The sequence below is a fragment of the Tabrizicola fusiformis genome, assembly GCF_013328815.1.
Lineage (GTDB): Bacteria > Pseudomonadota > Alphaproteobacteria > Rhodobacterales > Rhodobacteraceae > Fuscibacter.
This window is the reverse complement of record NZ_JABUHN010000002.1, coordinates 97,281-122,798: the sequence shown is the minus strand read 5'-3', so window position 1 is coordinate 122,798 and position 25,518 is coordinate 97,281. Positions and strand designations below refer to the sequence as shown.

The window sequence follows — 25,518 nt, the reverse complement described above, 5'->3', positions numbered from 1 at the left end:
CCTTCGCGGCTGGGCAAACCCTATCAATCCCCCGGCCCGATGCCAACCGGCCCAATGCTGCGCGCCAGAACCCGGCTGATCTCGTTGAAACTCCGCCCGCTTTCCGCACGCCAGCGGTTGAAGGCCGCCTGCACCGCCGCCATGGCCCTGGCCGATCCCGGGGCAGCCGCGATCACCCCTTCCTCCTGCAACCGCGCCACCACATCCCGCGTCAGGATATAGCTGTCCTTGCCCATCTGGCGCAGCATGTATTGCCCGGTGGTGCCGCCGAGCCGGCTGCCTTCGCGGCCGAGCCAAGCCAGAAGCCCCGCGAAATCTTCCTCCGGCCATTCCGCAACCTTGCGGCCAAACCCGCCGCTTGCGCGCACCATCACCGCATTGTCGCGGATCGCCACGATCTTGGCACCGGAACGGATCACCCGGGCATCGCCCAACAGCGCCTCAAGCCGCTCGCCTTCGATCATCGCCACGAAACCCGGATCGAACCCGCCAAAGGCCAGCTCGATCCCGGGCCATTTCGCCTCGACCACCTTCCAGCTTATCCCCGCCTGAAAGATCCCCCGCGCCATCGCCCCCAGCCAGCGGTCATCGGGGATCGCCGCCAGCGCTGCGGGCGCCAGCGGCACCATCGCCCCCTCCAGCACCGCCGCCTCGTTGCCGCGCCGCGCCACGGCCAGCTCTAGAATCTCCGCAAAACTGCGCATGTCTTCTCCCCGCCAAGCCATTCATCTTGGCCCAAATATCCCCGCCGGAGGCGCAGCTTTCCACCCGCGCTCCGGCTTGACTTTCACGCAACCCGGCGCCAGAACACCGCCACCATAACCCGCAACCGGGCGTTTCGTAGGCGCCAAAATGACGAGGAGGCCCGAATGGCCCAGATTTCCCTCACCTTTCCCGATGGCAATGCGCGCAGCTTTCCCGCAGGCGTGACGCCTGCCGAAGTGGCCGCCGCCATCAGCCCCTCGCTGGCGAAAAAGGCGATCAGCGCCACGGTGAACGGCGCGCATTACGACCTGCAATGGCCGATCCCCGCCGATGCCAGCATCGCCATCCACACGATGGCCGACAGCGCGCAGGCGCTGGAACTGATCCGCCACGACCTTGCCCATATCATGGCCCGCGCCGTGCAGGAAATCTGGCCGGATGTGAAGGTCACCATCGGCCCGGTCCGCGACCATGGCTGGTTCTATGATTTCGACCGGGCGGAACCCTTCACGCCCGAAGACCTCGGCGCCATCGAGGCGCGGATGAAGCAGATCATCAACGCGCGTGAGCCGGTGAAGACCGAGCTTTGGGAACGTGCCCGCGCGGTGGAATATTACCGCGGCAAGGGCGAGCCGTTCAAACTCGAACTGCTCGACCGCATTCCCGAAGATCAGGACATCCGCATGTATTGGCATGGGGATTGGCAGGATCTGTGCCGCGGCCCGCATCTGCAACACACCGGGCAGGTGCCTGCCGATGCCTTCAAGCTGACGCATGTTGCGGGCGCCTATTGGCTGGGCGATGCCAGCCGCCCGATGCTGCAACGCATCTATGGCGTGGCGTTCAGGAACCGCGACGACCTGAAGGCGCATCTGACGATGCTGGAAGAGGCGGCCAAGCGCGACCACCGCAAGCTGGGCCGCGAGATGGACCTGTTCCACCTGCAGGAAGAGGCGCCGGGCATGGTGTTCTGGCACCCCAACGGCTGGCAGATCTGGCGGGGCCTTGAGGATTTCATGCGCGGCCGGTTGCGCAAGGCTGGTTACAAGGAAATCCGCACGCCGCAGGTGGTGGACCGCATCCTGTGGGAGAAGTCCGGCCATTGGGAAGCCTACCGCGAGAACATGTTCATCGTCGAGGTGGACGAGGAAGGCGCCAAGGAAAAGCGCATCAACGCGCTGAAGCCGATGAACTGCCCCTGCCATGTGCAGGTGTATAATCAGGGCCTGAAATCCTACCGCGACCTGCCCTTGCGTCTGGCCGAATTCGGCTCGTGCCATCGCTATGAGTCTTCCGGCTCGATGCACGGTCTGATGCGGGTGCGCGGCTTTACGCAGGACGATGCCCATATCTTCTGCACCGAAGACCAGATCGAAAGCGAATGCGCGGGCTTCATCGCACTGCTTTCGGGCGTCTACCGCGACCTTGGGTTCGAGAAGTTCGACATCAAGCTGTCCACCCGCCCCGATGTGCGGGTCGGGTCGGATGAGGTCTGGGACAAGGCCGAAAGCGCCCTGCAACAGGCCATCGAAAAGCTGGGCCTGCCTTATGAGGTGAACCCCGGCGATGGCGCCTTCTATGGCCCGAAGCTGGATTTCAAGCTGACCGACGCCATCGGGCGCGAATGGCAATGCGGCACCTTCCAGTGCGACTTCAACCTGCCGAACCGGCTGGATGCCGAATTCGTCGGTGAAGACGGCATGAAACACCGCCCGGTGATGCTGCACCGCGCCATTCTGGGCAGTTTCGAACGCTTCATCGGCATCCTGATCGAAAACTACGCCGGCAAGCTGCCGTTCTGGCTGGCGCCGCGTCAGGTGGTGGTGGCCTCGATCGTCTCGGACGCCGATCCTTTCGTGGCCGAAGTGGTGGAAGCGCTGCAAAAGGCCGGTGTCCGCGCCGAAGCCGATACTAGGAACGAGAAGATCAACTACAAGGTGCGCGAGCATTCGATGGGCAAGGTTCCGGTGATCCTTGCCATCGGCATGAAGGAAGTCGAAGAGCGCACGGTCTCCGTCCGTCGTCTGGGCGAGACGCGGACCGAAACGATCAGCCTTGATCAGGCCATCGCCACCTTCGGGTTGGAAGGCCTGCCGCCTTCGGCCTGACGGAACAGGGGCGCGCTCCGGCGTGCCCCTTTCTCAGCCCCGCTCGGGGTCATATCGCAACAGCCGCAGCGCATTCAGCGTCACCAGAACCGTCGCCCCGGTATCGGCCAGAATGGCAATCCACAGCCCGGTCATCCCCAGAACCGAGGTGACAAGGAACACCGCCTTCAGCCCCAGAGCCAAGGTCACGTTCTGGCGGATGTTGCCCATCGTCGCCCGGGCCAGCCGGATCGTGGCGGCAATGTCCGTCACCCGGTCGCGCAGAATGGCGGCATCGGCGGTTTCCAGCGCCACATCGGTGCCCGATCCCATCGCCACCCCGACATTGGCCTGTTTCAGCGCCGGCGCGTCGTTGATGCCGTCGCCCACCATCATCACGCCGCCCTGCGCCGCCATCTCGCGGATCGCCACCAGTTTGTCTTCCGGCAGCATCTCGGCGCGGAACCCGGTGCCAAGGCTGGCGGCGATGGCGGCTGCGGTGCGGGGATTGTCGCCGGTCAGGATCGTCGGCGTCAGGCCCAACGCGCGCAGTTGCTGAACTGCCTCGCTCGCATCGGCGCGGGGTTCGTCCCGCAGCGCGATCAGGCCCAGCGCCGCACCACCCCCGAACAGCACAGCCACCGTCTTGCCCGCCTCTTCCAGCGCGCGCGCCTCAGCCGCGCCCTCTGCCGTCAGCGCGCCCTGTTCGGCGGCAAAGCGCGGGCTGGCGATGGTCAGCACCCGGCCCTCGACACTGGCCGAAACACCCTTGCCCGCAATCGCCCGCGCCCCGGTCGCCTCGGGCAGCGCCACGCCTTCAGCCTTGCGCAAGATGGCCTGCGCCAGCGGATGGCCCGACCCCGCCTCGACCGCCGCGGCAAGGCGCAGCACCTCGGCTTCGGGCAGGGTCAGCGCCACAAGGTCGGTCACCACCGGGCGGCCATGGGTCAGCGTGCCGGTCTTGTCAAAGGCAACCTGCGTCACCTTGGCCGCCGCCTCGATCACCGCGCCGCCTTTCATCAGCAAGCCGCGCTTCGCCCCCGAAGCCAGAGCCGAGGCAATCGACGCCGGAACCGAGATGACCAGCGCACAGGGGCAACCGATCAGCAACAGCGCAAGGCCGCGATAGATCCATGTGTCCCAGTCGCCGCCAAGACCCAGCGGCGGCACCAACACCACCAGCGCCGCCAGCCCGGTGATCAGCGGCATATACCAGCGGCTGAAGCGGTCTATGAACCGCTCGGTCGGGGCGCGGGCCTCTTCGGCCTCTTCGACCAGCCGGATGATGCGGGAAATGGTGTTGTCCGCCGCAGCCTTGGTCACCCGGATGCGCAGCGCCGCCTCGGTGTTGATCGACCCGGCAAAGACCGGCTCGCCGGGGCCACGGCTTTTCGGCACGCTCTCGCCGGTGACCGGGCTTTCGTCGATGCCCGAGATGCCTTCGACGATCTCGCCATCCGCCGGAATGCGGTCGCCGGGGCGGACCAGCACCCGCTGCCCGGGGATCAGCGTGTCAGCCGCAACTTCGCGCGGATTGCCACCTTCGTCCAGAAGCGCGGTCTTGGGCACCAGATTGGCCAGCGCGCGGATGCCGTCGCGCGCCTTGTTCGCAGCCACCCCTTCCAGCACTTCGCCCACGGCGAAAAGGAACACGACCAGCGCCGCCTCTTCCGCCGCCCCGATGAACAGGGCGCCGATGGCGGCCAAGGTCATCAGGCTTTCGATGGTAAAGGGCTGACCCAACCGCAGCGCCGCAAAGGCCCGCTGCGCCACCGGCGCCACACCGATCAGGCAGGCCGCAACAAAGGCCCAGGTGCCGGCCTGACCGGGAAACAGAAGCCCGACACCCCATGCCCCCGCCAGAAGCAGCGCGGTAAAGATCGCCAGCCGCCCCTTGGCCGTCTGATACCAGCCCTTGCCCCGGTCCGCCGGATCGTCATGGACGTGGCCCAGGGCCGCGTGGTCATGGTCATGGTCGTGGTCATGAGGTGCCTTCTCCGGCAGGACAAAACCCTTTGGCCGCGACGCGCCCTTGCCGGGGCCAAGCCCATAGCCAAGCGCGGTCACCACCGTCGCGACCTCATCCCTGCCTGCCCCGCCCGGCGCCAGTGTCAGTTTCAGCTTCTCGCCCATCACCGTGACACTGACATCGCTGACGCCCGGCAACCGGCCCACCGCATCGCGGATCTTGGTTGCGCAGGCGGCGCAATCCATGCCCGTCACCGCCCATTCGCAGTGTTCGCCTTCGTTCATCTTATCCTCGCTTTCCCGGCACTGGACCGGATCGAGTCAGCAAGCTAATGTCTCTAGCAACTATAGGTTCAAGGGGAATCTGATGCTGACCATCGGAAAACTGGGACAGGCCGCCGGGGTCAAGGTGCCGACCGTCCGTTACTATGAACAGATCGGCCTTTTGCCCGAGCCGGAACGCAGCACAGGCAACCAGCGGCTTTATCCCCGCGCGGCGCTGGACCGGCTGGCCTTCATCCGGCACGCCCGGGAACTCGGCTTTCCGCTGGAGGCGATCCGCGACCTGCTTTCCCTCTCCGACAAACCGGATCAGCCCTGCACCGCCGCCGATGCCATCGCAAAGGCCCAGCTACAGGCCGTGCGCGCCCGTCTCTCGCGCCTGAAGGCGCTGGAGATGGAACTGGAGCGGATGGTCACGCAATGCGCCCATGGCGCGATTTCAGACTGCCGGGTGATCGAAGTGCTGGGCGATCATGGCCAATGCGCGCACCCGCACCATGACAGCGCCGGGGAACCCTAATGCGCGTCGGGCTGACGCGCGGCCAAGGCCAGGATGCCACCCAGACCGCACATGGCGATGGGGAACATGGTGAAAACGTTGAAGCCGAAGGCCACCCAGATTGCCGCGCTCGACGCCAGCAGCAAGACCCCGGCAGGCAGGTTCTGTGACCGCGCCATGGCCGCCCCGGCAATCGCCAGAATGGGCGCAAGGAAGCTCGCAACCTGAATCACCAAGGGGTGATTGACCTGTTCCGTCAGCCCGGTTTCGCCATATTCGGCGACCCATGTGACATAGCCATAGCCGAAAAAGCCGACGATCATCGCCCAGATTCCGCCGATGATGCCCAGCACCAAGGCTGCGTTCCGCATGAATATCCCCTGTTTTCAAGGCTTTGCCTGCGCGACTCGCTGCTCCGATTCCGCGCTTGATTTTCACTTAAGCTTTGGCATGATTTTGCCTGTGACGACAGACTTTCTGACTGCCCTCTGATCGAAGGCCCGGAAGATTGGCGCACGGCCCGCGGCAATTCCGCCGTGGGAGGATCGGAAGGGGAGAAGCGGAATGCCGACCGGCACCGTGAAATGGTTCAACAGCACCAAAGGCTATGGCTTCATTGCGCCCGATGATGGCGGCAAGGATGTGTTCGTCCACATCTCTGCGGTGGAGCGGGCGGGCCTCAAGGGGCTGAACGACAACCAGAAAGTCGGATACGAGCTGCTGTCGGGCCGCGATGGCAAGCAATCGGCGGGCGAGCTGCGTCTGCTCTGATCCGGTTCTGAGATTTGATCGGGCCCGCTGCGGCGGGCCGGGTCACCCCAGAAGCGCTGCCTCAACCTCGGCGTCCCAGCCCAGATGCCAGCCGGTTTCGGTCTGGATTACCGGGCGCTTCATCACCGTCGGCTGGGCAGCAATCTGCGCTTCCGGCTCGCTTTCGCGCAGGAAATCAGAAAAGCTGCGATAGGTGGTGGATTGCTTGTTCACCGCCCGGCTGCCGAATTCGGTCACGATGGCGTCGATCTCGTCCCGGGTCAGCGGATTGGCACGGATGTCGCGGAAGATCACCGGCAACCCGGCCCGCTCGATCGCCTTCACGGCCTTCTTGGTCGTGTCACAGGTGGAAATGCCGTAAACGATCATTCTGCCGCCCCCTTTTTTACCGCTGCGCCCGTGTCTACGCGATGGGAGGCCGGGGTCAAGCCGCTGCGCGCCGCAAGGTTTTGTTAACCAGACCCTGCGAAACTGCGGCCATGTCCAGATACCGCCGCCCCCGGCGCCCCGGCGCCACCCTCTTCATGACCGTCGCCCTCGCCAGGCCCGGCAGCGACCTTTTGCTGCGCGAGATCGAGGCGCTGCGACAGGCCGCAAGGCTGACCCTGATGCAGCGCCCTTTCGGCATCGACGCCTGGGTGATCCTGCCCGACCATATGCACTGTCTCTGGACCCTGCCAGAGGGCGACAGCGATTATGCCACCCGCATCGGCGCGATCAAGGCCCGCTTCTCACGCGATTTGCGTAGGTCGGGGTTCACCCCGACTCCGGCGGACAATCCCTTTGGCGCCAAGGGCGGGCGGGAGCGCGCGGGCACCGCCCGGCGAGTCGGGGTGAACCCCGACCTACGGAAGGACGAGGCCCCGATCTGGCAAAAGCGGTTCTGGGAACATCACATCCGCGACGAGGGCGATTTCACCGCTCATCTGCGCTATTGCTGGCTGAACCCGGTGAAACACGGGCTGGTCAGCCATCCAAAGGATTGGCCTTATTCCTCATGGCACCGCGACGGGGATGAGGCGCTGCTGTAGGTCGGGGTTCACCCCGACACACGGGCCCTCCCGTCACAGAGTATTCAACCAGGCGGAAAGCCCCACAAGCAACGCCTTGTTGACCGGACCGGTGCATTGATAGCGCGAAATCATCGCGGCCGCATCCGCTGAAACGTTCTGACTCGTCGTTGCCCATTGCGCGGACATATCCGCATATGCCGCGATATCCGCACCGAGCCCTTGATATGGGCTTTCCAGAAGATCACCGACATCGGAAAGATGTATAACCGTCGCGCGGTTTCCCGCCTGCATGTGAATCGACATCGCCGGCTCGCAACCCGCTATCGAAAGGTATTCGGTGAATTGCACGATATAGGAGAGCGCCGGCTTTCCGCCCCCTTCAAGCTTGCCTTCGTAGAGGCCGGTGAAGAAGATAGGGTCAGAAAAGATCGACGCGTCGAAGACGAGGTTCTGTGCATATTCGTCGGCGACCGTAATACCAAGCTCCTGTGCCTTCTGGAAATGCTTGGCTGCCTTATCGAAGAAGGTCGCATCGTAATCAACAACCCCAAGCGCATAATGCGCCATGGCATAGCCTTCATTGGCAGCAAACTGGAAATTCAGCCTGGCCTGATTCCAGTTCTGCAGCTTGTAATATGCCCGCCCCAATTGGTATTTGAAGCGGGGCACCTCGGGCATCTTGTATACTGATCGCAGGCAGGCATCCCTAGCCTCTTCGCCCTTCATGGCCTCCATCGAAACCCCGGGCGCAACCGAGCCTGGATCATCGGCGTTTGAAGCCAATTCATCGCACTTATCGACTGCCTGTGCCGCAACTGGTTCTGAAAATCCCAAACTCGCCGCCGCCAAGATTGGCAGCAAATAATAATGAATGAATTTAGCTTCAAACACCCCAAACCTCCATAAACTCGCGCCATTCGCCCTTGCTCATTCCCGAATCCTCCTGCGTCACCGCCTCGCCGGCCAGCCGCCGTTTCAACACGGCAATCGCCTTGCCCGACAGGGTCACGCCGCCCATCCGGTAATCCTCGAAGGCGGCAAAGGCGAGCGGCACCCAGTCGCGCACGGCTTCGGCAATCGCCTCGGCATAGACGCGGATTTCATACTGGGCATGGGCATCGGCGCGCAGGCGCAGGAAGTGGAACAGATTGTGCAGATCGGTCTTCCAATACCATTGGGTATAGATGTTCATCGGCAGGTTCATCCGCGCCAATTCGCGGGCCAATCCTTGCTGGCCCTCCTGGCTCAACATCGCCTCGTAATGGTCATAGCTGCGGCCGGCGTCGGATTTCAGCATCTCCAGCACCCGCGCCGCCTCGGCCCCTTCCAGAACCGCGCCGCGGCCCTGATTGTTCACCGTCGATTGCGCCGCCAGTTGCCCCGGCTCGGGAATGTAGAACTCCCGGTCGAGGATCGAATAGCGTGCGGAATATTCGTTCACATTGGCGGTGCGATGGCGGATCCACTGGCGGGCGACAAAGACCGGCAGTTTGACGTGCAGCTTGACTTCGCACATCTCGAACGGAGTCGAATGCCAGTGCCGCATCAGATAGCGGATCAGCCCCTCATCGTTCTGCACATGTTTGGTGCCGGCTCCATAAGATACCCGGGCGGCCTGCACGATGGCCGCATCATCGCCCATATAGTCGATCACCCGCACGAAACCGTGGTCGAGAACCGGCGCAGCATGGTAAAGCCGCGCCTCCATCCCTTCGGACACCGCGCGCAGCGTGGGGCGCGGCGTGGCGCGGGCGGCCTCGATCTGGGACTGCTGCTCGGGCGTAAGGGACATGGGCGGGCCTTTCTGGATGAGTCGCCATCAACTATATCTTGCGGATCGCCATGGCGAAACCGCCAAACCCGGTGTGATGCAGGGCGGTGACAGGCGGTGGACAAGCCTGTGGACGACCCGAATCTGCTTTGACTTTCAACCGCTTTCACGGCATTCTTCGCGCAAAGATAACGCATGGGGCAGGCAGATGTGGGTGAAATGCGCGGCGGTCGTGTCGCTGCTGGCGTTGGCGGCTTGCGGCGGAAACCCCTGGGTCGAGGAGGATGGGGCAGAGCCCGACGTCTTCGGCGGGTCGATCTATGCCACCGATCTTGACGAGCAGTTGACTATGGACAGCATGGTCTACGATTCCGAGACGGGTGAGCTGATCGTCAACAACATACCCTTCGATGGCGCCAATGCGCCCAACGGTCAGGCGCTTTACGCCCGAACCGGAGCGGTTGGTGCGACCTCGTTCTCGCGCTATGAGGATACGGCGGGCACATTGGCCTATTACGCCGTCTTCCGCCGCTCGACCAGTGGCGCCACCCAGGCCGGGGCCTTTGCCACCTCGGGCTATATCGACTTCGGCATCGGCGGGGCCAGCGCGCAGCGCAATACCGAAACAGTCAACCTTCCCGCTTCGGGCGAATATTCCTTCACCGGCGAATATGCGGCCGTGCGTGTGTTTGAAAACGCCGCCGGAATGCCGAACCAGCCGCAATATGTGACCGGCGCCGTCCAGATCGAGATGGACTTCGGCGACTTCGATGAGGTGGGGGCGATCGTCGGCGTCATCTCCAACCGCCAGCTTTTCGATGTGAACGGCACGGCACTGGGCCCGATGGACGATTTCGTCTCGCTTGCGATGTCCGAGATCGACCGCAGCACCGGCGTCGTCGCGGCCGAAACGGCGGTCGGCGTCTCGGGCAACACGGCTGAAGAGCTGACTTCGGGCCAATGGACCGCCATTCTGGGTGGGCCGAACGGCACCGAAATCGCCGGGATCGTGGTGCTGGAAGGGCTGGCCAATGACACGCCGCCCGATGGCAGCACGCCCGGGAATGTCCGCGAAACCGGCGTCTTCATCGCATTGCGCTGACATGAGGCGGGCCTGGCTCCTGCGCTGCGCCTTTCTCGTTCTGGCGCTGTTTCAGGCCCCGGTCGCCGCAGAAACGCGGTTGAGCTTGCCGCAGGCACGGCAATTCGCGGTGCAGCTTGTGCAATCGGGACAACCTCTGGCCGCGCGCGCGGCGGCCCTGGCGCTGTTGCGGCACGATCCGAACGATGTCGTTGCTCTGATCGTCCTGAGCCGGGCCGCACGGGATCTGGGCGACTATCGTCCCGCCGAGGCCGCAGCCCGCCGCGCCTTTCGGATCGCACAAACGGACAAGGATCGCTTTTCGGCAGCCCTGGCGATGGCACAGGCACTGGCCTCGCACGGGCGTCACGGCGCGGCGCAACTCTGGCTGCGCCGCGCGGCCGACGTGGCCCCTGACGCGCGCCACCGCATGGTTGCCGTGCGCGACTTTGCCTATGTCAAAAGCCGCAACCCTTGGCGAGCGACCTTTGACTTCGGCGCTTTTCCGTCCTCGAACGTCAATGACGGCCCGGTCACCAATACCATCGTCATCGGCGGGATCGAGTTCAGCAACCCCGATGCGGTGCCGCTCTCGGGGTTTGGCCTGTCGGCGGCGGCCGATCTGCAGCGCCATTGGGAACTGGGTCCAACCTCCCGGATCGTGCTGGGGCTCGCAGGGAATGTGACCGAATACCGGCTGTCTGACGCGGCACGGGCGGCGGTTCCGTCGGCGCGGGCCTCGGATTTCGGCAAGGCGGGTCTTTCGGCCTCGATCGGCTGGGCGCGGCAGGACGGGCCGACCCAGCTTAGTGTCACAGTGCAGGGCGGGCGCGACTGGCAGGCCGGTGCCACCCTTGCCGATTGGCGGCAGTTGCGGCTCGGCTATGGTCGGGCTTTTGCGGAAGACCGGCGGCTGAACCTGGGCTTCAGCCTTACCGATACCGACCGCCATGATGCGGCGCTGCGCTCGTCCCTGCGATCTGCGGTCGATCTGGGCTGGTCCTGGGGCGCCCCGGGCGCCGATGGCTGGGCCTTGGGGCTGTCCATAGGGCGGGTGGCGTCCGGTGCGGCCTCGGTCGCCCGGCGCGAGGCCGAGCTGCGGCTGGATTGGCAGGACGCGCAGCCGCTTCTGGGTGCGGAACTGTCCGCTTTCGCCAGCATTGGCCTGAAGCTTTATGACCGGCCGCTCTACATCGCGGACGCACGGCGGGACGTGACAGCGCAACTTGGCCTTTCGGCGGTTCTGGTCAAGCTCGACTATCTGGGCTTTGCACCCGAGGTCGGGGTGACGTTCAGCCAGACGGACTCAAACATCACGGCCATGACGACCCGAAAGGCCGAGCTGCGGCTGGGCGTGAAATCGACATTCTGAGCCCCCTACCCTTTGCGCGCGGCCCATCCTAGGTTTGCCGCAGCAAACAGGAGGCTTCCCATGACGATCCGCTATCTTCACACCATGGTCCGCGTGCTGGACCTTGAGAAATCCATGGCCTTCTACCGCCTTCTGGGGCTGGAAGAGACCCGGCGTTATGACAATGAGGGCGGGCGGTTCACGCTGGTCTTCATGGCGCCGCCCGGCCAGCCGGACTGCCCGGTGGAACTGACCTATAACTGGGATGGCGATGCGGGCCTGCCGTCCGACAGCCGCCATTTCGGCCATCTGGCCTATGAGGTGGACGATATCCACGCCACCTGCGCCCATCTGCAGGCCAATGGCGTGCTGATCAACCGGCCGCCGCGCGACGGGCGGATGGCCTTTGTCCGCAGCCCCGACAACGTGTCGATCGAGCTGTTGCAAAAGGGCGCGGCCCTGACCCCGGCGGAACCCTGGATCAGCATGGGCAATACCGGATCCTGGTAAAGCGGGCGCTGCGGAGGCTGAAGCCTCCGCAGCGCCCGCTTTGGCGGAACGGCCGGGGCTTTGCTGCGTGGTCCGGGCGCTTGCTGACACCGGGGCCTCCGGCGGGAGTATTTGGCAAGGTGCAAATATCGGTGTCAGGCCAGGGACCAGAGCGTATAGCTGTCGGCACCCAAGGTCTGGCTTTCACGCAGGATCAGGCGCGGGGCATCGGCCAGCCGGGCGAGCTTGAGCGCCCCCAGCGCCGCCCGCCCCTCGGCACCCAGAGCAAGACCGGCGGTGTAAAGCGCCAGATCGCCCGCAAGCCGGTCGTTCAGCAGGCTCGCGGCCAACGTGCCGCCGCCTTCGCAGAGGATGCGGGTCAGCCCCCGCGCCGCCAGTGCCGCCAGCGCGGGGCGGGTGGCAAGGCTGCCGCCCGGCGCCTCGGCCTCTATCAGGGTGGCGCCAGTGGCGGCCCATGCGCTGCGGGCGGCGGCGGGGGCATCGGGCCCATGCACCATCCAGACCGGGCTGTCGCCCGCGCTGCGGCCAAGCCGGCTGCCCACCGGAAGGCGCAACCGGCTGTCCAGCACGATGCGCACCGGCTGATGCCGCGCGCCAAGGCCGCGCACCGTCAGGTCTGGGTCATCGGCCAGTGCGGTGCCCGCGCCAACCATCACCGCATCATGGGTCATCCGCAGCATATGGACATGGGTGCGGGCCTGCGCCCCGGTGATCCAGCGACTTTCGCCCGAAGCGGTGGCAATCCGGCCATCCAGCGAGGTCGCCAGTTTGAGGGTGACAAAGGGCAGCCCCTCGGTCACGCGGCGCAGGAACCCGGCGTTCAGGCGGGTCGCCTCGGCCTGCAATACGCCTTCGGTCACCGCAATTCCGGCGGCGCGCAGCATGGCATGGCCCCGGCCCGCGACCCGCGGATCGGGGTCGGTCAGCGCCGTCACCACCCGCGCCACGCCCGCCGCGATCAGCCCTTCGGCGCAGGGTGGCGTGTGGCCGTGATGGGCGCAGGGTTCCAGCGTGACAAAGGCTGTGGCACCCCGCGCCGCCGCCCCGGCCTGATCCAGCGCGCGACGCTCGGCATGGGGGCGGCCACCGGGCTGCGTCCAGCCACGCCCGACCACCCGGTCGCCCTGAAGGATCACACAGCCCACCGCCGGGTTGGGCCAGACATTGCCAAGGCCCCGCGCCGCAAGGCGCAGGGCATGGGCCATGCGGGCTTCGTCTGTGGCCTTGTCGCTCACTCGTCGGGGGTCGCGCCGGGACGCAACTCGCTGACGAAGCGGTCAAAGTCGTCCGCCGCCTGGAAGTTCTTGTAAACGCTTGCGAAACGCACATAGGCGACGGTGTCGATCCGGGCCAGACTTTCCATGACGATCTCGCCGATCACCTTCGAGGAGATGTCGGTATCGCCAAGGCTTTCCAGCCGTCGCACGATGCCGGAAATCATCTGGTCGATCCGTTCCGGGTCGATCGGGCGTTTCTGCATGGCGATGCGGATTGAGCGTTCCAGCTTGCTGCGGTCGAAATCCTCGCGCTTGCCGCTGGATTTGATCACCACAAGGTCGCGCAACTGCACCCGCTCATAGGTGGTGAAGCGGCCACCGCAGGCCGGGCAAAAGCGGCGGCGGCGGATCGAGACGTGATCTTCGGCCGGGCGGCTGTCCTTCACTTGCGTGTCGATATTACCGCAGAATGGGCAGCGCATGGGCCCCCTCCTTGCTTGTCATTAGGTTACTGCCTCATGCCCCGGGTATCTTCCCGAGTTATCCCCAGACGCTAGCGCCAAACCCCATGGTTCGCCTAGGCCGCGCAGCATAGCCCCTGCATATAGCGGCCAACTGTGGCGGGCAGGACTCAGGTCGGCGCCATCTCGCCCCGGTAGCGGATCAGCAGGCCAAGGCCCGGCAGGCTGGCACGGATGTCAAACCCCACCACCCCTCCCGGCAGCGCAACCTCGGTCGAAGCCTCGCGCGGCAGAAGGAATTTCGGGCAGGGCAGGCCCAGAAAATGCAGCGCGGTGACGGTCAGGGCAAGCCCGCCGAGGGTGACTGCGGGGCGCATCGTTACCCGGAAGGGGCCGAAGACCTCGCACAACGTCCCGCCCGGCCCGGCGCACAGGGTCGAGCGGGTGCGGTGGCGGCCGAAGTCGCGGGTCCAGACCTCGCCCGCGTCGGTGGCCGTTATGGTGAAGGTCAGCGGCACCTGCCCCCCAGGCGGAAACCCGGCCAGCCGGGTCAGCAGACGCGCGAGCCATGAGGTGCCCCGCGTCACCTCGGCCCGGCCTGTCCAGCGTCCGGGCTGGTCGTGCAGCTTTTGCAAACCGGGCGGCAAGCGCGCAAAATCTGCGCCGAGCGTGGTGCGGAACAGGCTCATCCCCCGCCCGGCAGAAAGCGGGCCCGCAGGGCGGCATCGGGGATCAGGCAGGTCTCATAGCGTCCGAATATGCGATAGCGGTTGCGGGCAAGGGGCTTGTAAAGCCCGTCCTTCAGCCAGCCGGGCAGATACCGCACCGCCGCCAGCGCCCGCCACGGCAGCGGCAATTCGGCCATGGCTGCGGCAAAGGCATCAAGCCGCTGATAGATCACGCCATTCGTGATCACCAGATTGGTTTCGAACGCCACAAGCGGCAGGTTCAGCGCGGCGTAAAGCGCCTGCCCCAGCGGGCTTTGCGCCGTGGCGTAGTGAAACCGCGCCGCCCGGTCGCGCGCCAGCATGAAGCGGAAAAATGAGGAGCAGAACACGCATTCCCCGTCAAACACGATCAGATTGCGCCCCATCAGGGCACTGGCCAACGGTTCGGGAAGGTCGGCGGTCCGCATGATGAGTCAAGCCTGCCCGAAACCCGCCCGCGCCGCCAGTGGGCAGAGTGTCGCCCCTTCACCGGGTTGTGAGGCGACAGCGGGGAAAACCGCCCTACCCTTTCCGGCTTGAACCACGGGAGGGCGCGATGACACGGATGACGGCAAAGGACTTCAGCCCCGAATTGCTGGAGCTGTATGATTTTTATGCCCATGGGCGGATCACCAAGCGCGAGTTTCTCGACCGCGCCGGCAAATTCGCGGTGGGAGGCGTGACGGCCATGGCCATTCTGGGGATGATGGGGCCGAATTATGCGCTGGCCGAGCAGGTTTCGTTCAACGATCCCGACATTGTCGGGGAATATGTGATGTATCCGTCGCCCAATGGCCATGGCGAGGTGCGCGGCTATCTGGTGCGGCCCGCGGCGGCGACCGGCAAACTGCCCGCTGTCGTGGTGGTGCATGAGAACCGCGGGCTGAACCCCTATATCGAGGATGTCGCGCGGCGGCTGGCAAAGGCGGGGTTCATCGCGCTGGCGCCGGACGGGCTGACTTCGGTCGGCGGCTATCCGGGAAATGACGAAGCCGGGCGCGAATTGCAGTCGAAGGTGGACCCCGAAAAGCTGATGAACGACTTCTTTGCCGCCATCGAATGGCTGATGGCGCATGAGGCGACGACGGGCAAGGTCGGCATCACCGGCTTTTGCTATGGCGGGGGCGTCGCCAATGCGGCGGCGGTGGCCTATCCCGAACTGGGCGGCGCAGTGCCGTTCTATGGGCGGCAACCGGCGGCGGCGGATGTGGCGAAGATCAAAGCACCGCTTCTGATCCATTATGCGGGCCTTGATGAGCGGGTGAATGCCGGCTGGCCGGAGTATGAGGCGGCGCTCAAGGCGGCGGGAACGCAGTATGAGGCCCATATCTATGAGGGCGTCAATCACGGTTTCCACAATGACAGCACGCCGCGCTATGACGAGGCTGCGGCCAATCTGGCATGGGAGCGGACATTGGCCTTTTTCAAGGCCAACATCGGGTAAGGCGGGATGGGCAGATCGCCCATCCTACAGGCGCCCGCAGGATGGGCAATCTGCCCATCCTGCCCCCATCCTGATCAATGCCGCCCGGTGATCCAGTTGCCGAAGCGCGCGAACAGGGACGGCGGGATGCCAAGGCGCTCCTCGCGCCGGTCGGCGATGGCAAAAAGCTTGTACATCATATGGATACCCAGCCAGCGGAAGGGTTCCGGTTCCCATTGCCGGGGGCGGCGGTTGACCCAGGGCAGCCGGGTGATCTCGCTATCGCGGCCCAAGGCCAGATCGGCCAGCGTGCGGCCCGCAAGGTTCGCTGTGGACACCCCGGTGCCGACATACCCCCCCGCCCAGCCCAGACCCGTTTCCCGGTCAAGCCCCACCGTCGCGCACCAGTCGCGTGGCACACCGATCACCCCGCACCAGGCATGGTCGATCGGATAGGCCGCGGCCTCGGGGAAGTGGCGGTGCAGCACTTCGGTCAGGCGGCGGGTGGTTTCGGGGTCCGGCGCGCCGTTCTTGTCCATTTTCGAGCCGAATTTATAGGGCACCCCGCGCGCCCCCACCGTAATCCGCCCCTCGCGCGTGCGCTGGCAATAGCAATAGGCGTTCATCATGTCGCCGATAAGCTCGTGCCCGTCCCAGCCGATCTTGGCCCAGACCTCGGGCGGCAGCGGAACCGTGGCGATCTGGGCCGAGTTGAGCGGCACCCATTCCCGCTTGCGTCCCGGCAGGGTGGCGGTGAAGCCTTCGGTGCAGCGCAGGATGATGGGCGCGCGGACCTTGCCGTGATCGGTGGTCACCAGTCCCCGCGCGTAATCGAGAACCTCGGTGCCTTCGGCAATGCGCACCCCGGCCCGCTCGCAAGCGTCGGCAAGGCCGCGCACCAGCTTTGCGGGCTGGATGCGCGCCATGCCCGAAACCACCATCGCCCCCAGCACATTCGGAATGTTGACCCGCTGTGCCACCTCTTGCGGTGACAGTTCGCGCACGCGGTGGCCGTCGCCCCAATGCTGGCGATGGGCAATCTCGCCGCGCATCCGGGTCAGTTGCGCCGGGTTGGTGGCCACCATCATCTCTTCGGTCGGGATGATATCGGCGTCGATCCCCTGTTCGGCGCAGATACTGGCGATTTCCGGCACGGCCCCTTCCAGATGGCGGACCATCTCCAGCACCGCCGCACGCGAGCTGTCCTTTTCATAAGCCTCATGTTTCCAGGCAAAGGTGCCCATGCACCAACCGCCGTTGCGGCCCGAGGCGCCGAAACCGGCAAACTCCTTTTCCAGAACCAGCACATTGAGGTCAGGCTTGGCCTGTTTCAGATACCAGGCGGTCCAGAGCCCGGTAAAGCCCGCCCCGATGATGGCGACATCGGCGGTGGTATCGCCTTGCAGGGCCGGTCGGCGGGTTTGCGGCAGGCCGATATCGGCATACCAGAAGGAAACGTCACCGATGGTCTTGGGTTGCATGGCGGCCTCGCGGATTCGGCGCGATGGTGCTGCGGGATTTGATCAAAGGCAAGGGGCGCGCTGCGGTTACCGACAAGAGGGGGCGCTGCCCCCGGCGCGTGCCGCGCCTCCCCCGGGATATTTCAGCCAAGATGAACGGGCGGCAGTTCCGAGGTCAGCCAGCGCCGGAACGAAGTCAGCGGCGCGCGGGGCGGCGTATCTTTCGGCCAGACAAGATAATAGCTGCCCAAGGCAGGCACGGCTTGGCCAAAGGCGGGCACCAGCCGCCCCTCCTCCAGATCGCGGCGGATCAGGAACAGCGGCAGCAAGGCAAGGCCAAGGCCGTGGATCGCGGCCTGAGTCATGGTGGCGAACTGGTCGAACAGCATCGCCGGCGGCCTCTCATTGGCCGCGCCGTGATGCGCCAGCCAGCGGCCCCAGTCGCCCGGGCGGCTTTCCAGTTGCAACAACGGCTGGGTCAGAATGTCTTCGGCCCGAGCCATGGGCGGCAGGCCCGGGGCGGCGACCGCCAGCAGGTCTTCGTCCATCAGCTTGAGGTAATCCACCCCCGGCCAGTCCTGCCGCCCGTAATGGATGGCGGCATCGAAGGCGGTCGCGGAAAAGTCAAAGGGTTTCAACCGGGTAGAGAGGTTCACCGTCACCTCGGGGTGCTGGGTGGCAAAGCGCGCCAGTCGCGGCGCCAGCCAGTGCATCCCGAAGGCGGGCAGGATAGCAAGGTTCAGGCTGCCGCCGGTCGGATTGGCCCGCAAGGCCAACGAGGCGCGCGACAGCGTGGTCAGCGCCCGCCGCGCCTCGGCCACGAAATCCTGCGCGGCGGGGGTCAGGCGCAGGCGGTGCTTGTCGCGGATGATCAGGGCCACCCCCAACTGCCCCTCAAGCACCTGCAACTGGCGGCTGATGGCGCCTTGGGTCAGGTTCAGCTCCTCCGCCGCAGCCGAGGCAGTGCCCAGACGCGCCACCGCTTCAAGCGCCAGAAGCGAGGGGAGCGAGGGCAGGTAACGGCGCGCGAACATGAGTTTCCCTCATGGTGGACTGAGGCGGTTTCGGTGGCATTCTGCGCGGATTCGTGGCAGAAGGCGACAGGATTTCTGCGGAAGCATGAGTTTTCCGCGCTGGAGGACAGGATGACCGACAAACCCAAACTCAAGGCCAAGGATGCCCCCGATCTGGGCCGTTTCGACTGGGAAGATCCCTTCCGTCTGAATGACCAGTTGACCGAGGAAGAGCGGATGCTGCGCGACGCGGCCCGCGCCTATGCGCAGGAAAAGCTGCAACCGCGCGTGATTGCCGCCTATCGTGAAGAAACCACCGATCCGGCGATCTTCCGCGAGATGGGCGAGATGGGCCTGCTGGGCGTGACCGTGCCCGAGGAATACGGCGGGTTGGGCGCCTCTTACGTCGCCTATGGCCTGATCGCGCGGGAAGTGGAGCGGGTGGATTCCGGCTATCGCTCGATGATGTCGGTGCAATCCAGCCTGGTGATGTATCCGATCTATGCCTATGGCACCGAGGAACAGCGCAAGAAATACCTGCCGAAACTGGCCTCGGGTGAGTGGATCGGCTGTTTCGGCCTGACCGAGCCGGATGCCGGGTCGGACCCGGCGGGGATGAAGACCACGGCGAAGAAGACCGCCAATGGCTATGTGCTGAACGGCGCCAAGATGTGGATTTCCAACGCGCCGATCGCCGATGTGTTCGTGGTCTGGGCCAAGTCCGAGGCGCATGGCGGCAAGATCAAGGGTTTCGTGCTGGAAAAGGGCATGAAGGGGCTTTCCGCGCCGAAAGTGGGCGGGAAACTGTCCTTGCGGGCCTCGATCACCGGGGAAATCGTGCTGAACGGGGTGGAAGTCGGCGAAGATGCCCTTCTGCCGCATGTCGAGGGGCTGAAGGGTCCGTTCGGCTGCCTCAACCGGGCGCGCTATGGCATCTCGTGGGGCGTGCTGGGTGCGGCGGAGTTCTGCATGGGCGCCGCGCGGCAATATGGGCTGGATCGCAAGCAGTTCAACCGGCCGCTGGCGCAGACCCAGCTTTACCAGCTGAAACTGGCCAATATGCTGACCGAAATCTCGCTGGGGATGCAGGCAAGCCTGCGCGTCGGCCGGCTGCTGGATGAGGCGAATGCAGCGCCGGAGATGATCTCGATCGTCAAGCGCAACAATTGCGGCAAGGCGCTGGATGCGGCCCGCTGGGCGCGCGACATGCATGGCGGCAACGGCATTCAAGAAGATTTCCAGATCATGCGCCATATGGTGAACCTGGAAACCGTCAACACCTATGAAGGCACGCATGACGTTCATGCGCTGATCCTCGGCCGGGCGATCACCGGGTTGCAGGCGTTTTTCTAGGGAGCGGTTCCTGCAAGGAACCGGCAAATTCCTTAGAAGGAATTTGCAAGATTTTTCGAAAATCTTGCGGCGCGCCTTCGGGCGCGCCTTTGCTTTAGCGGCCCGCCTGCCTAAACTCCTGTCATGTCGCTTGCCCCTGTCCTTGCCGAATTGCGCGCCCTTTTGGGGGACCGCCTGTCCACCGCCACCGCCGTTCTGGCCCAGCATGGCCAGAGCGAGAGCCTTGTTTCGGCGGCGCCACCCGATGCGGTGGCCTTCCCCCGCTCGACCGCGGAAGTGGCCGCGCTGGTGAAAATCTGCGCGGCCCATGGCGTGCCGATGATCGGCTGGGGCGCGGGCACCTCTCTGGAAGGACACGCCTTGGCGCGGCACGGCGGGGTGACGGTGGATTTCCGCGAGATGGCGGCGGTGCTGGAGGTGCGGGCCGAAGACATGCTAGCACGGGTGCAGCCCGGCATCACGCGCGAGGCGCTGAATGCGGAACTGCGCGCGACGGGGCTGTTCTTTCCGGTGGACCCGGGGGCGAATGCCAGCATCGGCGGCATGACGGCAACCCGGGCCAGCGGCACGGCGGCAGTGCGCTATGGCACGATGCGCGATGCGGTGCTGGGGCTTGAGGTGGTGCTGGCCGACGGGCGGGTGATCCGCACCGGATCGGGCGCGCCCAAGTCTTCGGCGGGCTATGACCTGACGGCACTGATGGTGGGGTCCGAAGGAACGCTGGGGCTGATCACCGAAATCACCCTGCGGCTGCAGGGCCAGCCCGAGGCGGTGTCGGCGGCGACCTGCGCCTTTCCGGGCATTGCCGAGGCGGTGGATTGCGTGATTGCCACGATCCAGACCGGCATCCCGATGGCGCGGATCGAGGTGCTGGATACGGCCACGGTGGCGGCCTGCAATGCTTACTCAAAGACCGATCTGCCGCTGGCGCCGCTCTTGCTGGTGGAATTTCACGGCTCGCCCGCGGCGGTGGCGGAACAGGCGGAACGGTTTGGTGAGATTGCGGCGGGGTTTGGCGCCGCCGATTTCCTTTGGGCCGAGCGGCAGGAAGACCGCAACCGGCTGTGGAAGATGCGCCACAACGCCTATCCGGCGATTCTGGCCAGCCGGCCGGGGGCGCGGGCGATCATCACCGATGTCTGCGTGCCGATTTCCCGGCTGGCGCAGGCGGTGGAGGAAACGCGGGCCGATATTGCCGCCAGCCCGATCCCGGGGCCGATCCTGGGCCATGTCGGCGACGGGAATTTCCATGCCATCCTGCTGGTCAATCCGGATGATCCGGCGGAAATCGCGGCGGCCAAGGGGCTTGCGGCGCGGATGGCGGCGCGGGCGCTGGCGCTTGGCGGCACCATCACCGGCGAGCATGGTGTGGGTTTTGGCAAGCTGCCACTGATGGCGGCGGAACATGGTGAGGGGTGGGCGGTGATGGGGGCAATCAAGCGGGCACTGGACCCGAGGGGGCTGATGAACCCCGGCAAGCTGGTGGCCGGCGCATGACGCCCGAGGATTTCAGCCGCGCCTTTGCGCTGGCCTTTGCCGAAGGCGATGGCGGGGCGCTGTCGCGGCTTCTGGCGCCCGAGGGCACGGCGTTGACGCTCACCGGGGTCTGGGCCGAGGGGCGGGCCGCCGCCGAGGCCGCCTTTGCCGCCGAGGCACAGGGCGCGCTGGCCCGGGCGCGTCTGGTCACCGGGCGCGGCAGCATCCTGCCGCTGGGCCCCGGGGTAAGCCTGCTGCGGCAGCGGTTTGTCGTGACGGGCGCCCGCGATGCCAGCGGCGCCGAGGTGCCGCGCTTTGGTGCGATGCTGACCGCGGTGCTGCGGCGCAGCGACATGGGGCAAGAGGCCGAGAGCCTCGCCTTCAGCGCGGTGGACTGATCAGTAGTAGCGGGCGAACATGCCCTGTTCGATTTCACGCTCGCGGCGTTCAAGGTCGATCCGCGAGACGGAGCCTTCCAGATAAGCCCGTTCAAGCTGTGAACGGCTGGGAACGCGCAGGGCGGCGAAGAGAGATTTGAGCGAAGAGACCATGACAGGCTCCTTTCCTTGTAACCTGTCCCGAAGATAGTTTGCTGCATCGCAGCATGTAAGCCCTGCATTGGGTAAAGCAGTTATGCGCCTGGTGACTGGCTTGCTGCGCGATTTCCGGGCACTGTCCGGTTGCGCCGTGACCTGCCCGGGGCAGTTGCAGAACCAGCCTCAGGGCGCCAGCAGCGCCTGCGCAGCGGCGCGGGCGGCGTCGGTGACGGTATCGCCCGCCAGCATCCGCGCGATTTCCTCGACCCGTTCGGGCGCGGAAAGCGCGGTGACGGTGGAGAGGGTCTGGCCGCCTTCCACCCGCTTGGCCACGCGCCAGTGATGGCCGCCAAAGGCCGCCACCTGCGGCGAATGGGTCACGACCAGCACCTGCGCCGTATCTGCCAAGGATTTCAGCCGACGACCCACGGCATCGGCGGTGGCGCCGCCGACGCCCCGGTCAATCTCGTCGAAAATCAGTGTCATGCCGGGGGTGTCGCCATGCAGGCAGACCTTCAGCGCCAGCAGAAAGCGGCTGAGTTCGCCGCCCGAAGCGATGCGGTTCAGGGCGCCTGCCGGGGCGCCGGGGTTGGTGGCGACGGTGAAGGTGACGGCATCCATCCCCTCAGGCCCCGGATCGGCGGTGGCGATTTCGGTGGCGAAGACCGCCCGCTCCATCTTCAGCGGGGCCAGTTCGGCGGCCATCGCGGTATCAAGCCGCTGGGCCGCAGCGCGGCGGGCGCGGGTCAGGGCGGTGGCGGCGGCAGTATAGGCGGCATCGGCTGCCAGAACGGCCTGCTCCAACCGCGCGAGCCCCGCCGCGCCCCCGTCAATCGCCGCCAGCCGGGCGGAGAGATCGGCGGCAAGCGCCGCCAGATCATCGGCCAGCACCGAATGCTTGCGGGCCAAGGCGCGGATCGCAAAAAGCCGCTCTTCGAGCGCCTCAAGCTCGGAAGGGTTGAAGTCGAGGCTGCGCAGCGCGTCTTCCACCCCGGCTTCGGCATCGGACAGTTCCAAGAGCGCGCGGTTCAGCGCGGCCAGCGCACCGTCCAGCCGCCCTTCGGCCCGGTCAGAGGCGCCTTCCAGCCAGCGCAGCGCATCGCGCATCGCGCCAGTGGCGCCCTCGGACAGCGTAGAATGGGCGCGGGCAACATCGGCGCGAATGCGCTCGGCGCCCTGCATCATGCGGCGGCGACTGTCGAGTTCGGCCTCTTCGCCCGGTTTGGGGGCCAGTTTATCGAGTTCGGCCACGGCATGGCGCAGGAAATCCTCTTCGGCCTGCGCCCGGGCAAGGCTGGTCTGCGCAGCATCCAGCGCCGCCCGCGCCTCAGCCCGCGCGCGCCATGCGGCACGGGCTGCGGCGGTGTCGATGCTGCCGAAGGCGTCGAGCAGTTGCCGGTGGCCGCGCGGGTTCAGAAGGCCGCGGTCGTCATGCTGGCCATGCAGCTCCACCAGCGTTTCGGAGAGGTCGCGCAACACCTCGCCCGACACGCGGCGGTCATTGACCCAGGCGGTCTTGCGGCCATCGGCGGTGTTCACGCGGCGCAGGATCAGCTCATCCTCGCCGCCGATCCCGGCCTCGGCCAGAACGGCGCGGGCGGCATGGCCGGCGGGAAGGTCGAAAACCGCCTCCACCTCGCCCTGCGCGGCGCCCTGACGGACCAGTTCCGCCCTGCCCCGCCAGCCCAGTACGAATCCCAAGGCGTCAAGCAGAATCGACTTGCCTGCCCCCGTCTCACCGGTCAGCACGTTCAGCCCCGGCCCGAGGGCCAGCGACAGCCGGTCGATGATCAGCACATCGCGGATTTCAAGCGAGCGAAGCATAGCATCCCCGTAGGATGGGCAATCTGCCCATCCCCCTTACAGCCATTCGCCCCGGATCATCTGGCGGTAAACCGTCGCCAGCCAGCTTGTGCCCTTGGCTTCGGGCGACAGGCCCTTACCCTTCAACAGGCGGAAACTGTCGTCATAGAAGGGCGAGGACTGATAGTTGTGGCCAAGGATCGCCGCCGCCGTCTGCGCCTCTTCCTCGAACCCAAGGGCAAGGTAGCATTCCACCAGCCGGTGCAGCGCCTCGGCGGTGTGGGTGGTGGTCTGGAAGTCCTGAACCACGGTGCGGAAGCGGTTGATCGCGGCGGCGTAATTCTTGCGCTTGAGGTAGTAGCGCCCGATTTCCATTTCCTTGGCCGCCAGATGGTCAAAGGCCAGATCGAATTTCATCATCGCCGATTTGGCATATTCGCTGTCGGGATATTGTTCGATCACCACGCGCAGCGATTGCAGCGCCTGGAAGGTCAGGCCCTGATCCCGGCCCACCTCGTCAATTTCATCATAATAGGACAGCGCCATGAGGTATTGCGCATAGGCCGCATCCTCATCCCCCGGGTAGAAATCAAGGAAGCGCTGCGCCGCGTCGCGGGCCTGTTCATACTCCTTGTTCTTGTGCAGGGTGAAGGCCTGCATGATCAGCCCGCGCTTGGCCCATTCGGTATAGGGATAGATCCGCTCGACTTCCTGAAAATACAGCAGGGCCGCTTCGGGTTTCTTGGCGGTTTCAAGCTGATACTCGCCCATCTGGTAGAGTTCTTCGGGGGTATAGGTGTCAAGGGCCCGCTCTTTCGGCTTGCCCCAGCCGAGCGTGCCGCAGCCCGTCAGCAACATCGTCATAAGGAGGGCGGCGCCAAGAGCCTGCCGCACCGCACCCGACTGTCCGCCTGCCATCTTCCGCCTATCCCGTTGCCTCGTGCGTCCCGGCCCAGAGGCGGGTTCTGCCCGTGTTGGCCCCTCGTAGCACAGAAAAATCCGGGGCGCAAAACGGGTTTATGCCGCGCCGCCGCTTATCAGGCAACAGCAGCCAGAGAGCGGGGCAGATCGGCGGAATGCACGCCCACACCCGGCAGTTTGGCGCCGGTCAGTTCGGTGCAATCTTGCCAGCGCCAGGCGCCCGGCGTGGCGAAAAGCGCGCGCAGCAGACGGTTGGTCATCGCATGGCCGGCGCGCACGCCGGTATAGCGGCCCAGGATCGGCCCTCCGGCAAGGGCAAGGTCGCCCACCGCATCCAGCATCTTGTGACGCACGGGTTCGTCGGCATGGCGCAGCCCGCCGGGCGACAACACGCGGTCGCCCTCGAACACCACGGCATTTTCCAGCGTGCCGCCCAAGGCCAGCCCGCGTTCGCGCATCGCCACCACTTCGGCATTGCGGCAGAAGGTGCGGCTGTCAGAGAGTTCGCGCACGAAGGCGCCGTTGGCCAGATTCAGGTGCTTTTCCTGACGGCCGATGGCGGCATCGGTAAAGTCGATCTCGAAGTCGATTTCCAGCATTTCGGCCGGTTCCAGACGCGCGACGGCCTCACCCTCGCGCACTTCCACCGTTTTCAGCACCCGCAGCGCCCGCACCGGCGCATCCTGCGCCACGATGCCCGCAGCAAGGAAGCCCGCCACGAAAGGCGCCGCCGAACCGTCGAGAATCGGCACTTCCGGCCCGTCAATGTCGATCAGCGCATTGTGGATGGCCGAACCGGCCAGCGCGGCCATCACATGTTCGATGGTCGAAACCGAAGCGCCCGCCGCATTGGCGATCAGGGTGCAGAGTTTCGAGGGAACGACGGTATCCCAGCGGGCGGCCACACGGGTATCGCCCGCGGCCAGATCGATCCGCCGGAACCAGATGCCATGACCCGCCTCGGCCGGATGCACGGTCATGGTGACCGGCGCGCCGGAGTGAAGGCCAAGCCCCCGGAAGGTGGCAGAGGTGGCAAGCGTGTTTTGCACGGCTGTTGATCCCGAACCCGTTCAAGCGCCGGTATTGTCCCGGCGAGACCTACCTAGGGCG

Annotated in this window: 27 protein-coding genes; 11 read left to right on the top strand and 16 right to left on the bottom strand. The window is 65.6% G+C overall.

The window, feature by feature from the left end; all coding sequences use genetic code 11:
- Positions 1-23: 23 nt before the first annotated feature.
- Positions 24-704 carry a DNA-3-methyladenine glycosylase I gene (locus HS053_RS03180; RefSeq protein WP_174209763.1) on the bottom strand — a complete coding sequence of 227 codons (681 nt, stop codon included), beginning with the start codon at positions 702-704 and terminating at the stop codon, positions 24-26.
- Positions 705-869: 165 nt separating this feature from the next.
- Between HS053_RS03180 and thrS the strand changes: the two genes are divergently transcribed.
- The gene (gene thrS, locus HS053_RS03175; RefSeq protein ID WP_174209762.1) at positions 870-2,813 is read left to right on the top strand and encodes a threonine--tRNA ligase; all 1,944 of its coding nucleotides are present in this window, start codon (positions 870-872) and stop codon (positions 2,811-2,813) included.
- 33 nt (positions 2,814-2,846) lie between these two features.
- On the opposite strand, the gene HS053_RS03170 is transcribed toward thrS, so the two are convergent.
- Entirely contained in the window at positions 2,847-5,045 is a 2,199-nt protein-coding gene (locus HS053_RS03170) for a heavy metal translocating P-type ATPase (protein WP_174209761.1), read from the bottom strand.
- 82 nt (positions 5,046-5,127) lie between these two features.
- On the opposite strand from HS053_RS03170, the gene HS053_RS03165 reads away from it, so the two are divergent.
- On the top strand, positions 5,128-5,562 hold the full coding sequence (locus HS053_RS03165; protein WP_174209760.1) for a MerR family transcriptional regulator: 435 nt from the start codon (positions 5,128-5,130) through the stop codon (positions 5,560-5,562).
- Here HS053_RS03165 and HS053_RS03160 read toward each other — a convergent pair.
- Positions 5,559-5,912, bottom strand: a complete 354-nt coding sequence (locus HS053_RS03160) for a hypothetical protein (protein ID WP_174209759.1) — start codon at positions 5,910-5,912, stop codon at positions 5,559-5,561. The two genes, HS053_RS03165 and HS053_RS03160, sit on opposite strands and share 4 nt — an antisense overlap.
- A 193-nt stretch (positions 5,913-6,105) precedes the next feature.
- On the opposite strand from HS053_RS03160, the gene HS053_RS03155 reads away from it, so the two are divergent.
- Entirely contained in the window at positions 6,106-6,312 is a 207-nt protein-coding gene (locus tag HS053_RS03155) for a cold-shock protein (RefSeq protein WP_174209758.1), read from the top strand.
- A gap of 42 nt (positions 6,313-6,354) precedes the next feature.
- Here HS053_RS03155 and HS053_RS03150 read toward each other — a convergent pair whose 3' ends face one another.
- Positions 6,355-6,681, bottom strand: coding sequence for an arsenate reductase family protein (locus HS053_RS03150; RefSeq protein WP_174209757.1), 327 nt, complete (start codon positions 6,679-6,681; stop codon positions 6,355-6,357).
- Between the two features lie 110 nt (positions 6,682-6,791).
- Here HS053_RS03150 and HS053_RS03145 point away from each other — a divergent pair, with 110 nt between their 5' ends.
- Entirely contained in the window at positions 6,792-7,343 is a 552-nt protein-coding gene (locus HS053_RS03145; RefSeq protein WP_174209756.1) for an REP-associated tyrosine transposase, read from the top strand.
- A 33-nt stretch (positions 7,344-7,376) separates the two neighbouring features.
- On the opposite strand, the gene HS053_RS03140 is transcribed toward HS053_RS03145, so the two are convergent.
- Both HS053_RS03140 and thyX read right to left on the bottom strand, forming a co-directional pair.
- Positions 7,377-8,216, bottom strand: coding sequence for a hypothetical protein (locus HS053_RS03140; RefSeq protein WP_174209755.1), 840 nt, complete (start codon positions 8,214-8,216; stop codon positions 7,377-7,379).
- Positions 8,209-9,117, bottom strand: coding sequence for an FAD-dependent thymidylate synthase (gene thyX, locus HS053_RS03135; RefSeq protein WP_174209754.1), 909 nt, complete (start codon positions 9,115-9,117; stop codon positions 8,209-8,211). Before thyX ends, HS053_RS03140 begins: the two co-directional genes overlap by 8 nt.
- A gap of 187 nt (positions 9,118-9,304) precedes the next feature.
- Here thyX and HS053_RS03130 point away from each other — a divergent pair, with 187 nt between their 5' ends.
- From HS053_RS03130 to HS053_RS03120, 3 genes are read left to right on the top strand one after another with little or no spacing between them, the layout of a single operon-like run.
- Complete coding sequence (locus tag HS053_RS03130; RefSeq protein WP_174209753.1) at positions 9,305-10,198, top strand: hypothetical protein; 894 nt, start codon at positions 9,305-9,307, stop codon at positions 10,196-10,198.
- A gap of 1 nt (position 10,199) precedes the next feature.
- Positions 10,200-11,549: a hypothetical protein gene (locus HS053_RS03125; protein ID WP_174209752.1), complete on the top strand. Its 1,350-nt coding sequence runs from the start codon at positions 10,200-10,202 to the stop codon at positions 11,547-11,549.
- 60 nt (positions 11,550-11,609) lie between these two features.
- A complete protein-coding gene (locus tag HS053_RS03120) occupies positions 11,610-12,038 on the top strand; it encodes a VOC family protein (RefSeq protein ID WP_174209751.1) in 429 nt (142 codons plus the stop codon).
- Positions 12,039-12,172: 134 nt separating this feature from the next.
- On the opposite strand, the gene ribD is transcribed toward HS053_RS03120, so the two are convergent.
- The 4 genes from ribD to HS053_RS03100 all read right to left on the bottom strand — a co-directional run bounded on the left by ribD (position 12,173) and on the right by HS053_RS03100 (position 14,851).
- Positions 12,173-13,273, bottom strand: coding sequence for a bifunctional diaminohydroxyphosphoribosylaminopyrimidine deaminase/5-amino-6-(5-phosphoribosylamino)uracil reductase RibD (gene ribD, locus HS053_RS03115; protein ID WP_347233285.1), 1,101 nt, complete (start codon positions 13,271-13,273; stop codon positions 12,173-12,175).
- On the bottom strand, positions 13,270-13,737 hold the full coding sequence (gene nrdR / locus HS053_RS03110) for a transcriptional regulator NrdR (protein WP_174209749.1): 468 nt from the start codon (positions 13,735-13,737) through the stop codon (positions 13,270-13,272). Before nrdR ends, ribD begins: the two co-directional genes overlap by 4 nt.
- 149 nt (positions 13,738-13,886) lie before the next feature.
- Positions 13,887-14,405, bottom strand: a complete 519-nt coding sequence (locus tag HS053_RS03105; protein ID WP_174209748.1) for a DUF4166 domain-containing protein — start codon at positions 14,403-14,405, stop codon at positions 13,887-13,889.
- The gene (locus tag HS053_RS03100; protein ID WP_174209747.1) at positions 14,402-14,851 is read right to left on the bottom strand and encodes a thiol-disulfide oxidoreductase DCC family protein; all 450 of its coding nucleotides are present in this window, start codon (positions 14,849-14,851) and stop codon (positions 14,402-14,404) included. Before HS053_RS03100 ends, HS053_RS03105 begins: the two co-directional genes overlap by 4 nt.
- A gap of 128 nt (positions 14,852-14,979) precedes the next feature.
- Between HS053_RS03100 and yghX the strand changes: the two genes are divergently transcribed.
- Positions 14,980-15,867 (top strand): YghX family hydrolase, encoded by an 888-nt coding sequence (gene yghX / locus HS053_RS03095; protein ID WP_174209746.1) that lies wholly within the window; start codon positions 14,980-14,982, stop codon positions 15,865-15,867.
- Between the two features lie 74 nt (positions 15,868-15,941).
- Here yghX and HS053_RS03090 read toward each other — a convergent pair whose 3' ends face one another.
- The gene (locus HS053_RS03090; RefSeq protein ID WP_174209745.1) at positions 15,942-17,327 is read right to left on the bottom strand and encodes an NAD(P)/FAD-dependent oxidoreductase; all 1,386 of its coding nucleotides are present in this window, start codon (positions 17,325-17,327) and stop codon (positions 15,942-15,944) included.
- Between the two features lie 122 nt (positions 17,328-17,449).
- Positions 17,450-18,340: a LysR family transcriptional regulator gene (locus tag HS053_RS03085; RefSeq protein WP_174209744.1), complete on the bottom strand. Its 891-nt coding sequence runs from the start codon at positions 18,338-18,340 to the stop codon at positions 17,450-17,452.
- 111 nt (positions 18,341-18,451) lie between these two features.
- Here HS053_RS03085 and HS053_RS03080 point away from each other — a divergent pair, with 111 nt between their 5' ends.
- From HS053_RS03080 to HS053_RS03070, 3 genes are all read left to right on the top strand, one after another.
- Complete coding sequence (locus tag HS053_RS03080; RefSeq protein ID WP_174209743.1) at positions 18,452-19,672, top strand: acyl-CoA dehydrogenase; 1,221 nt, start codon at positions 18,452-18,454, stop codon at positions 19,670-19,672.
- Positions 19,673-19,795: 123 nt separating this feature from the next.
- Positions 19,796-21,169: an FAD-binding oxidoreductase gene (locus HS053_RS03075; RefSeq protein WP_174209742.1), complete on the top strand. Its 1,374-nt coding sequence runs from the start codon at positions 19,796-19,798 to the stop codon at positions 21,167-21,169.
- Entirely contained in the window at positions 21,166-21,546 is a 381-nt protein-coding gene (locus HS053_RS03070) for a DUF4440 domain-containing protein (protein WP_174209741.1), read from the top strand. The genes HS053_RS03075 and HS053_RS03070 overlap by 4 nt, the downstream gene beginning before the upstream one ends.
- On the opposite strand, the gene HS053_RS03065 is transcribed toward HS053_RS03070, so the two are convergent.
- The 4 genes from HS053_RS03065 to lpxC all read right to left on the bottom strand — a co-directional run bounded on the left by HS053_RS03065 (position 21,547) and on the right by lpxC (position 25,457).
- Positions 21,547-21,699 carry a DUF3563 domain-containing protein gene (locus tag HS053_RS03065; RefSeq protein ID WP_174209740.1) on the bottom strand — a complete coding sequence of 51 codons (153 nt, stop codon included), beginning with the start codon at positions 21,697-21,699 and terminating at the stop codon, positions 21,547-21,549.
- 168 nt (positions 21,700-21,867) lie between these two features.
- The gene (recN, locus tag HS053_RS03060) at positions 21,868-23,508 is read right to left on the bottom strand and encodes a DNA repair protein RecN (RefSeq protein WP_174209739.1); all 1,641 of its coding nucleotides are present in this window, start codon (positions 23,506-23,508) and stop codon (positions 21,868-21,870) included.
- Positions 23,509-23,544: 36 nt separating this feature from the next.
- A complete protein-coding gene (locus HS053_RS03055) occupies positions 23,545-24,405 on the bottom strand; it encodes an outer membrane protein assembly factor BamD (protein WP_174209738.1) in 861 nt (286 codons plus the stop codon).
- 119 nt (positions 24,406-24,524) lie between these two features.
- Positions 24,525-25,457, bottom strand: a complete 933-nt coding sequence (gene lpxC / locus HS053_RS03050) for a UDP-3-O-acyl-N-acetylglucosamine deacetylase (protein WP_174209737.1) — start codon at positions 25,455-25,457, stop codon at positions 24,525-24,527.
- Between the last annotated feature and the right edge of the window lie 61 nt (positions 25,458-25,518).

What these genes read in the sequence shown, in the direction of transcription:
- HS053_RS03180 (WP_174209763.1), bottom strand. Translation starts at nt 704, where the DNA reads ATGCGCAGTTTTGCGGAGATTCTAGAGCTGGCCGTGGCGCGGCGCGGC.
- thrS (WP_174209762.1), top strand. Translation starts at nt 870, where the DNA reads ATGGCCCAGATTTCCCTCACCTTTCCCGATGGCAATGCGCGCAGCTTT.
- HS053_RS03170 (WP_174209761.1), bottom strand. Translation starts at nt 5,045, where the DNA reads ATGAACGAAGGCGAACACTGCGAATGGGCGGTGACGGGCATGGATTGC.
- HS053_RS03165 (WP_174209760.1), top strand. Translation starts at nt 5,128, where the DNA reads ATGCTGACCATCGGAAAACTGGGACAGGCCGCCGGGGTCAAGGTGCCG.
- HS053_RS03160 (WP_174209759.1), bottom strand. Translation starts at nt 5,912, where the DNA reads ATGCGGAACGCAGCCTTGGTGCTGGGCATCATCGGCGGAATCTGGGCG.
- HS053_RS03155 (WP_174209758.1), top strand. Translation starts at nt 6,106, where the DNA reads ATGCCGACCGGCACCGTGAAATGGTTCAACAGCACCAAAGGCTATGGC.
- HS053_RS03150 (WP_174209757.1), bottom strand. Translation starts at nt 6,681, where the DNA reads ATGATCGTTTACGGCATTTCCACCTGTGACACGACCAAGAAGGCCGTG.
- HS053_RS03145 (WP_174209756.1), top strand. Translation starts at nt 6,792, where the DNA reads ATGTCCAGATACCGCCGCCCCCGGCGCCCCGGCGCCACCCTCTTCATG.
- thyX (WP_174209754.1), bottom strand. Translation starts at nt 9,117, where the DNA reads ATGTCCCTTACGCCCGAGCAGCAGTCCCAGATCGAGGCCGCCCGCGCC.
- HS053_RS03130 (WP_174209753.1), top strand. Translation starts at nt 9,305, where the DNA reads ATGTGGGTGAAATGCGCGGCGGTCGTGTCGCTGCTGGCGTTGGCGGCT.
- HS053_RS03125 (WP_174209752.1), top strand. Translation starts at nt 10,200, where the DNA reads ATGAGGCGGGCCTGGCTCCTGCGCTGCGCCTTTCTCGTTCTGGCGCTG.
- HS053_RS03120 (WP_174209751.1), top strand. Translation starts at nt 11,610, where the DNA reads ATGACGATCCGCTATCTTCACACCATGGTCCGCGTGCTGGACCTTGAG.
- nrdR (WP_174209749.1), bottom strand. Translation starts at nt 13,737, where the DNA reads ATGCGCTGCCCATTCTGCGGTAATATCGACACGCAAGTGAAGGACAGC.
- HS053_RS03105 (WP_174209748.1), bottom strand. Translation starts at nt 14,405, where the DNA reads ATGAGCCTGTTCCGCACCACGCTCGGCGCAGATTTTGCGCGCTTGCCG.
- HS053_RS03100 (WP_174209747.1), bottom strand. Translation starts at nt 14,851, where the DNA reads ATGCGGACCGCCGACCTTCCCGAACCGTTGGCCAGTGCCCTGATGGGG.
- yghX (WP_174209746.1), top strand. Translation starts at nt 14,980, where the DNA reads ATGACACGGATGACGGCAAAGGACTTCAGCCCCGAATTGCTGGAGCTG.
- HS053_RS03090 (WP_174209745.1), bottom strand. Translation starts at nt 17,327, where the DNA reads ATGCAACCCAAGACCATCGGTGACGTTTCCTTCTGGTATGCCGATATC.
- HS053_RS03085 (WP_174209744.1), bottom strand. Translation starts at nt 18,340, where the DNA reads ATGTTCGCGCGCCGTTACCTGCCCTCGCTCCCCTCGCTTCTGGCGCTT.
- HS053_RS03080 (WP_174209743.1), top strand. Translation starts at nt 18,452, where the DNA reads ATGACCGACAAACCCAAACTCAAGGCCAAGGATGCCCCCGATCTGGGC.
- HS053_RS03075 (WP_174209742.1), top strand. Translation starts at nt 19,796, where the DNA reads ATGTCGCTTGCCCCTGTCCTTGCCGAATTGCGCGCCCTTTTGGGGGAC.
- HS053_RS03070 (WP_174209741.1), top strand. Translation starts at nt 21,166, where the DNA reads ATGACGCCCGAGGATTTCAGCCGCGCCTTTGCGCTGGCCTTTGCCGAA.
- HS053_RS03065 (WP_174209740.1), bottom strand. Translation starts at nt 21,699, where the DNA reads ATGGTCTCTTCGCTCAAATCTCTCTTCGCCGCCCTGCGCGTTCCCAGC.
- recN (WP_174209739.1), bottom strand. Translation starts at nt 23,508, where the DNA reads ATGCTTCGCTCGCTTGAAATCCGCGATGTGCTGATCATCGACCGGCTG.
- HS053_RS03055 (WP_174209738.1), bottom strand. Translation starts at nt 24,405, where the DNA reads ATGGCAGGCGGACAGTCGGGTGCGGTGCGGCAGGCTCTTGGCGCCGCC.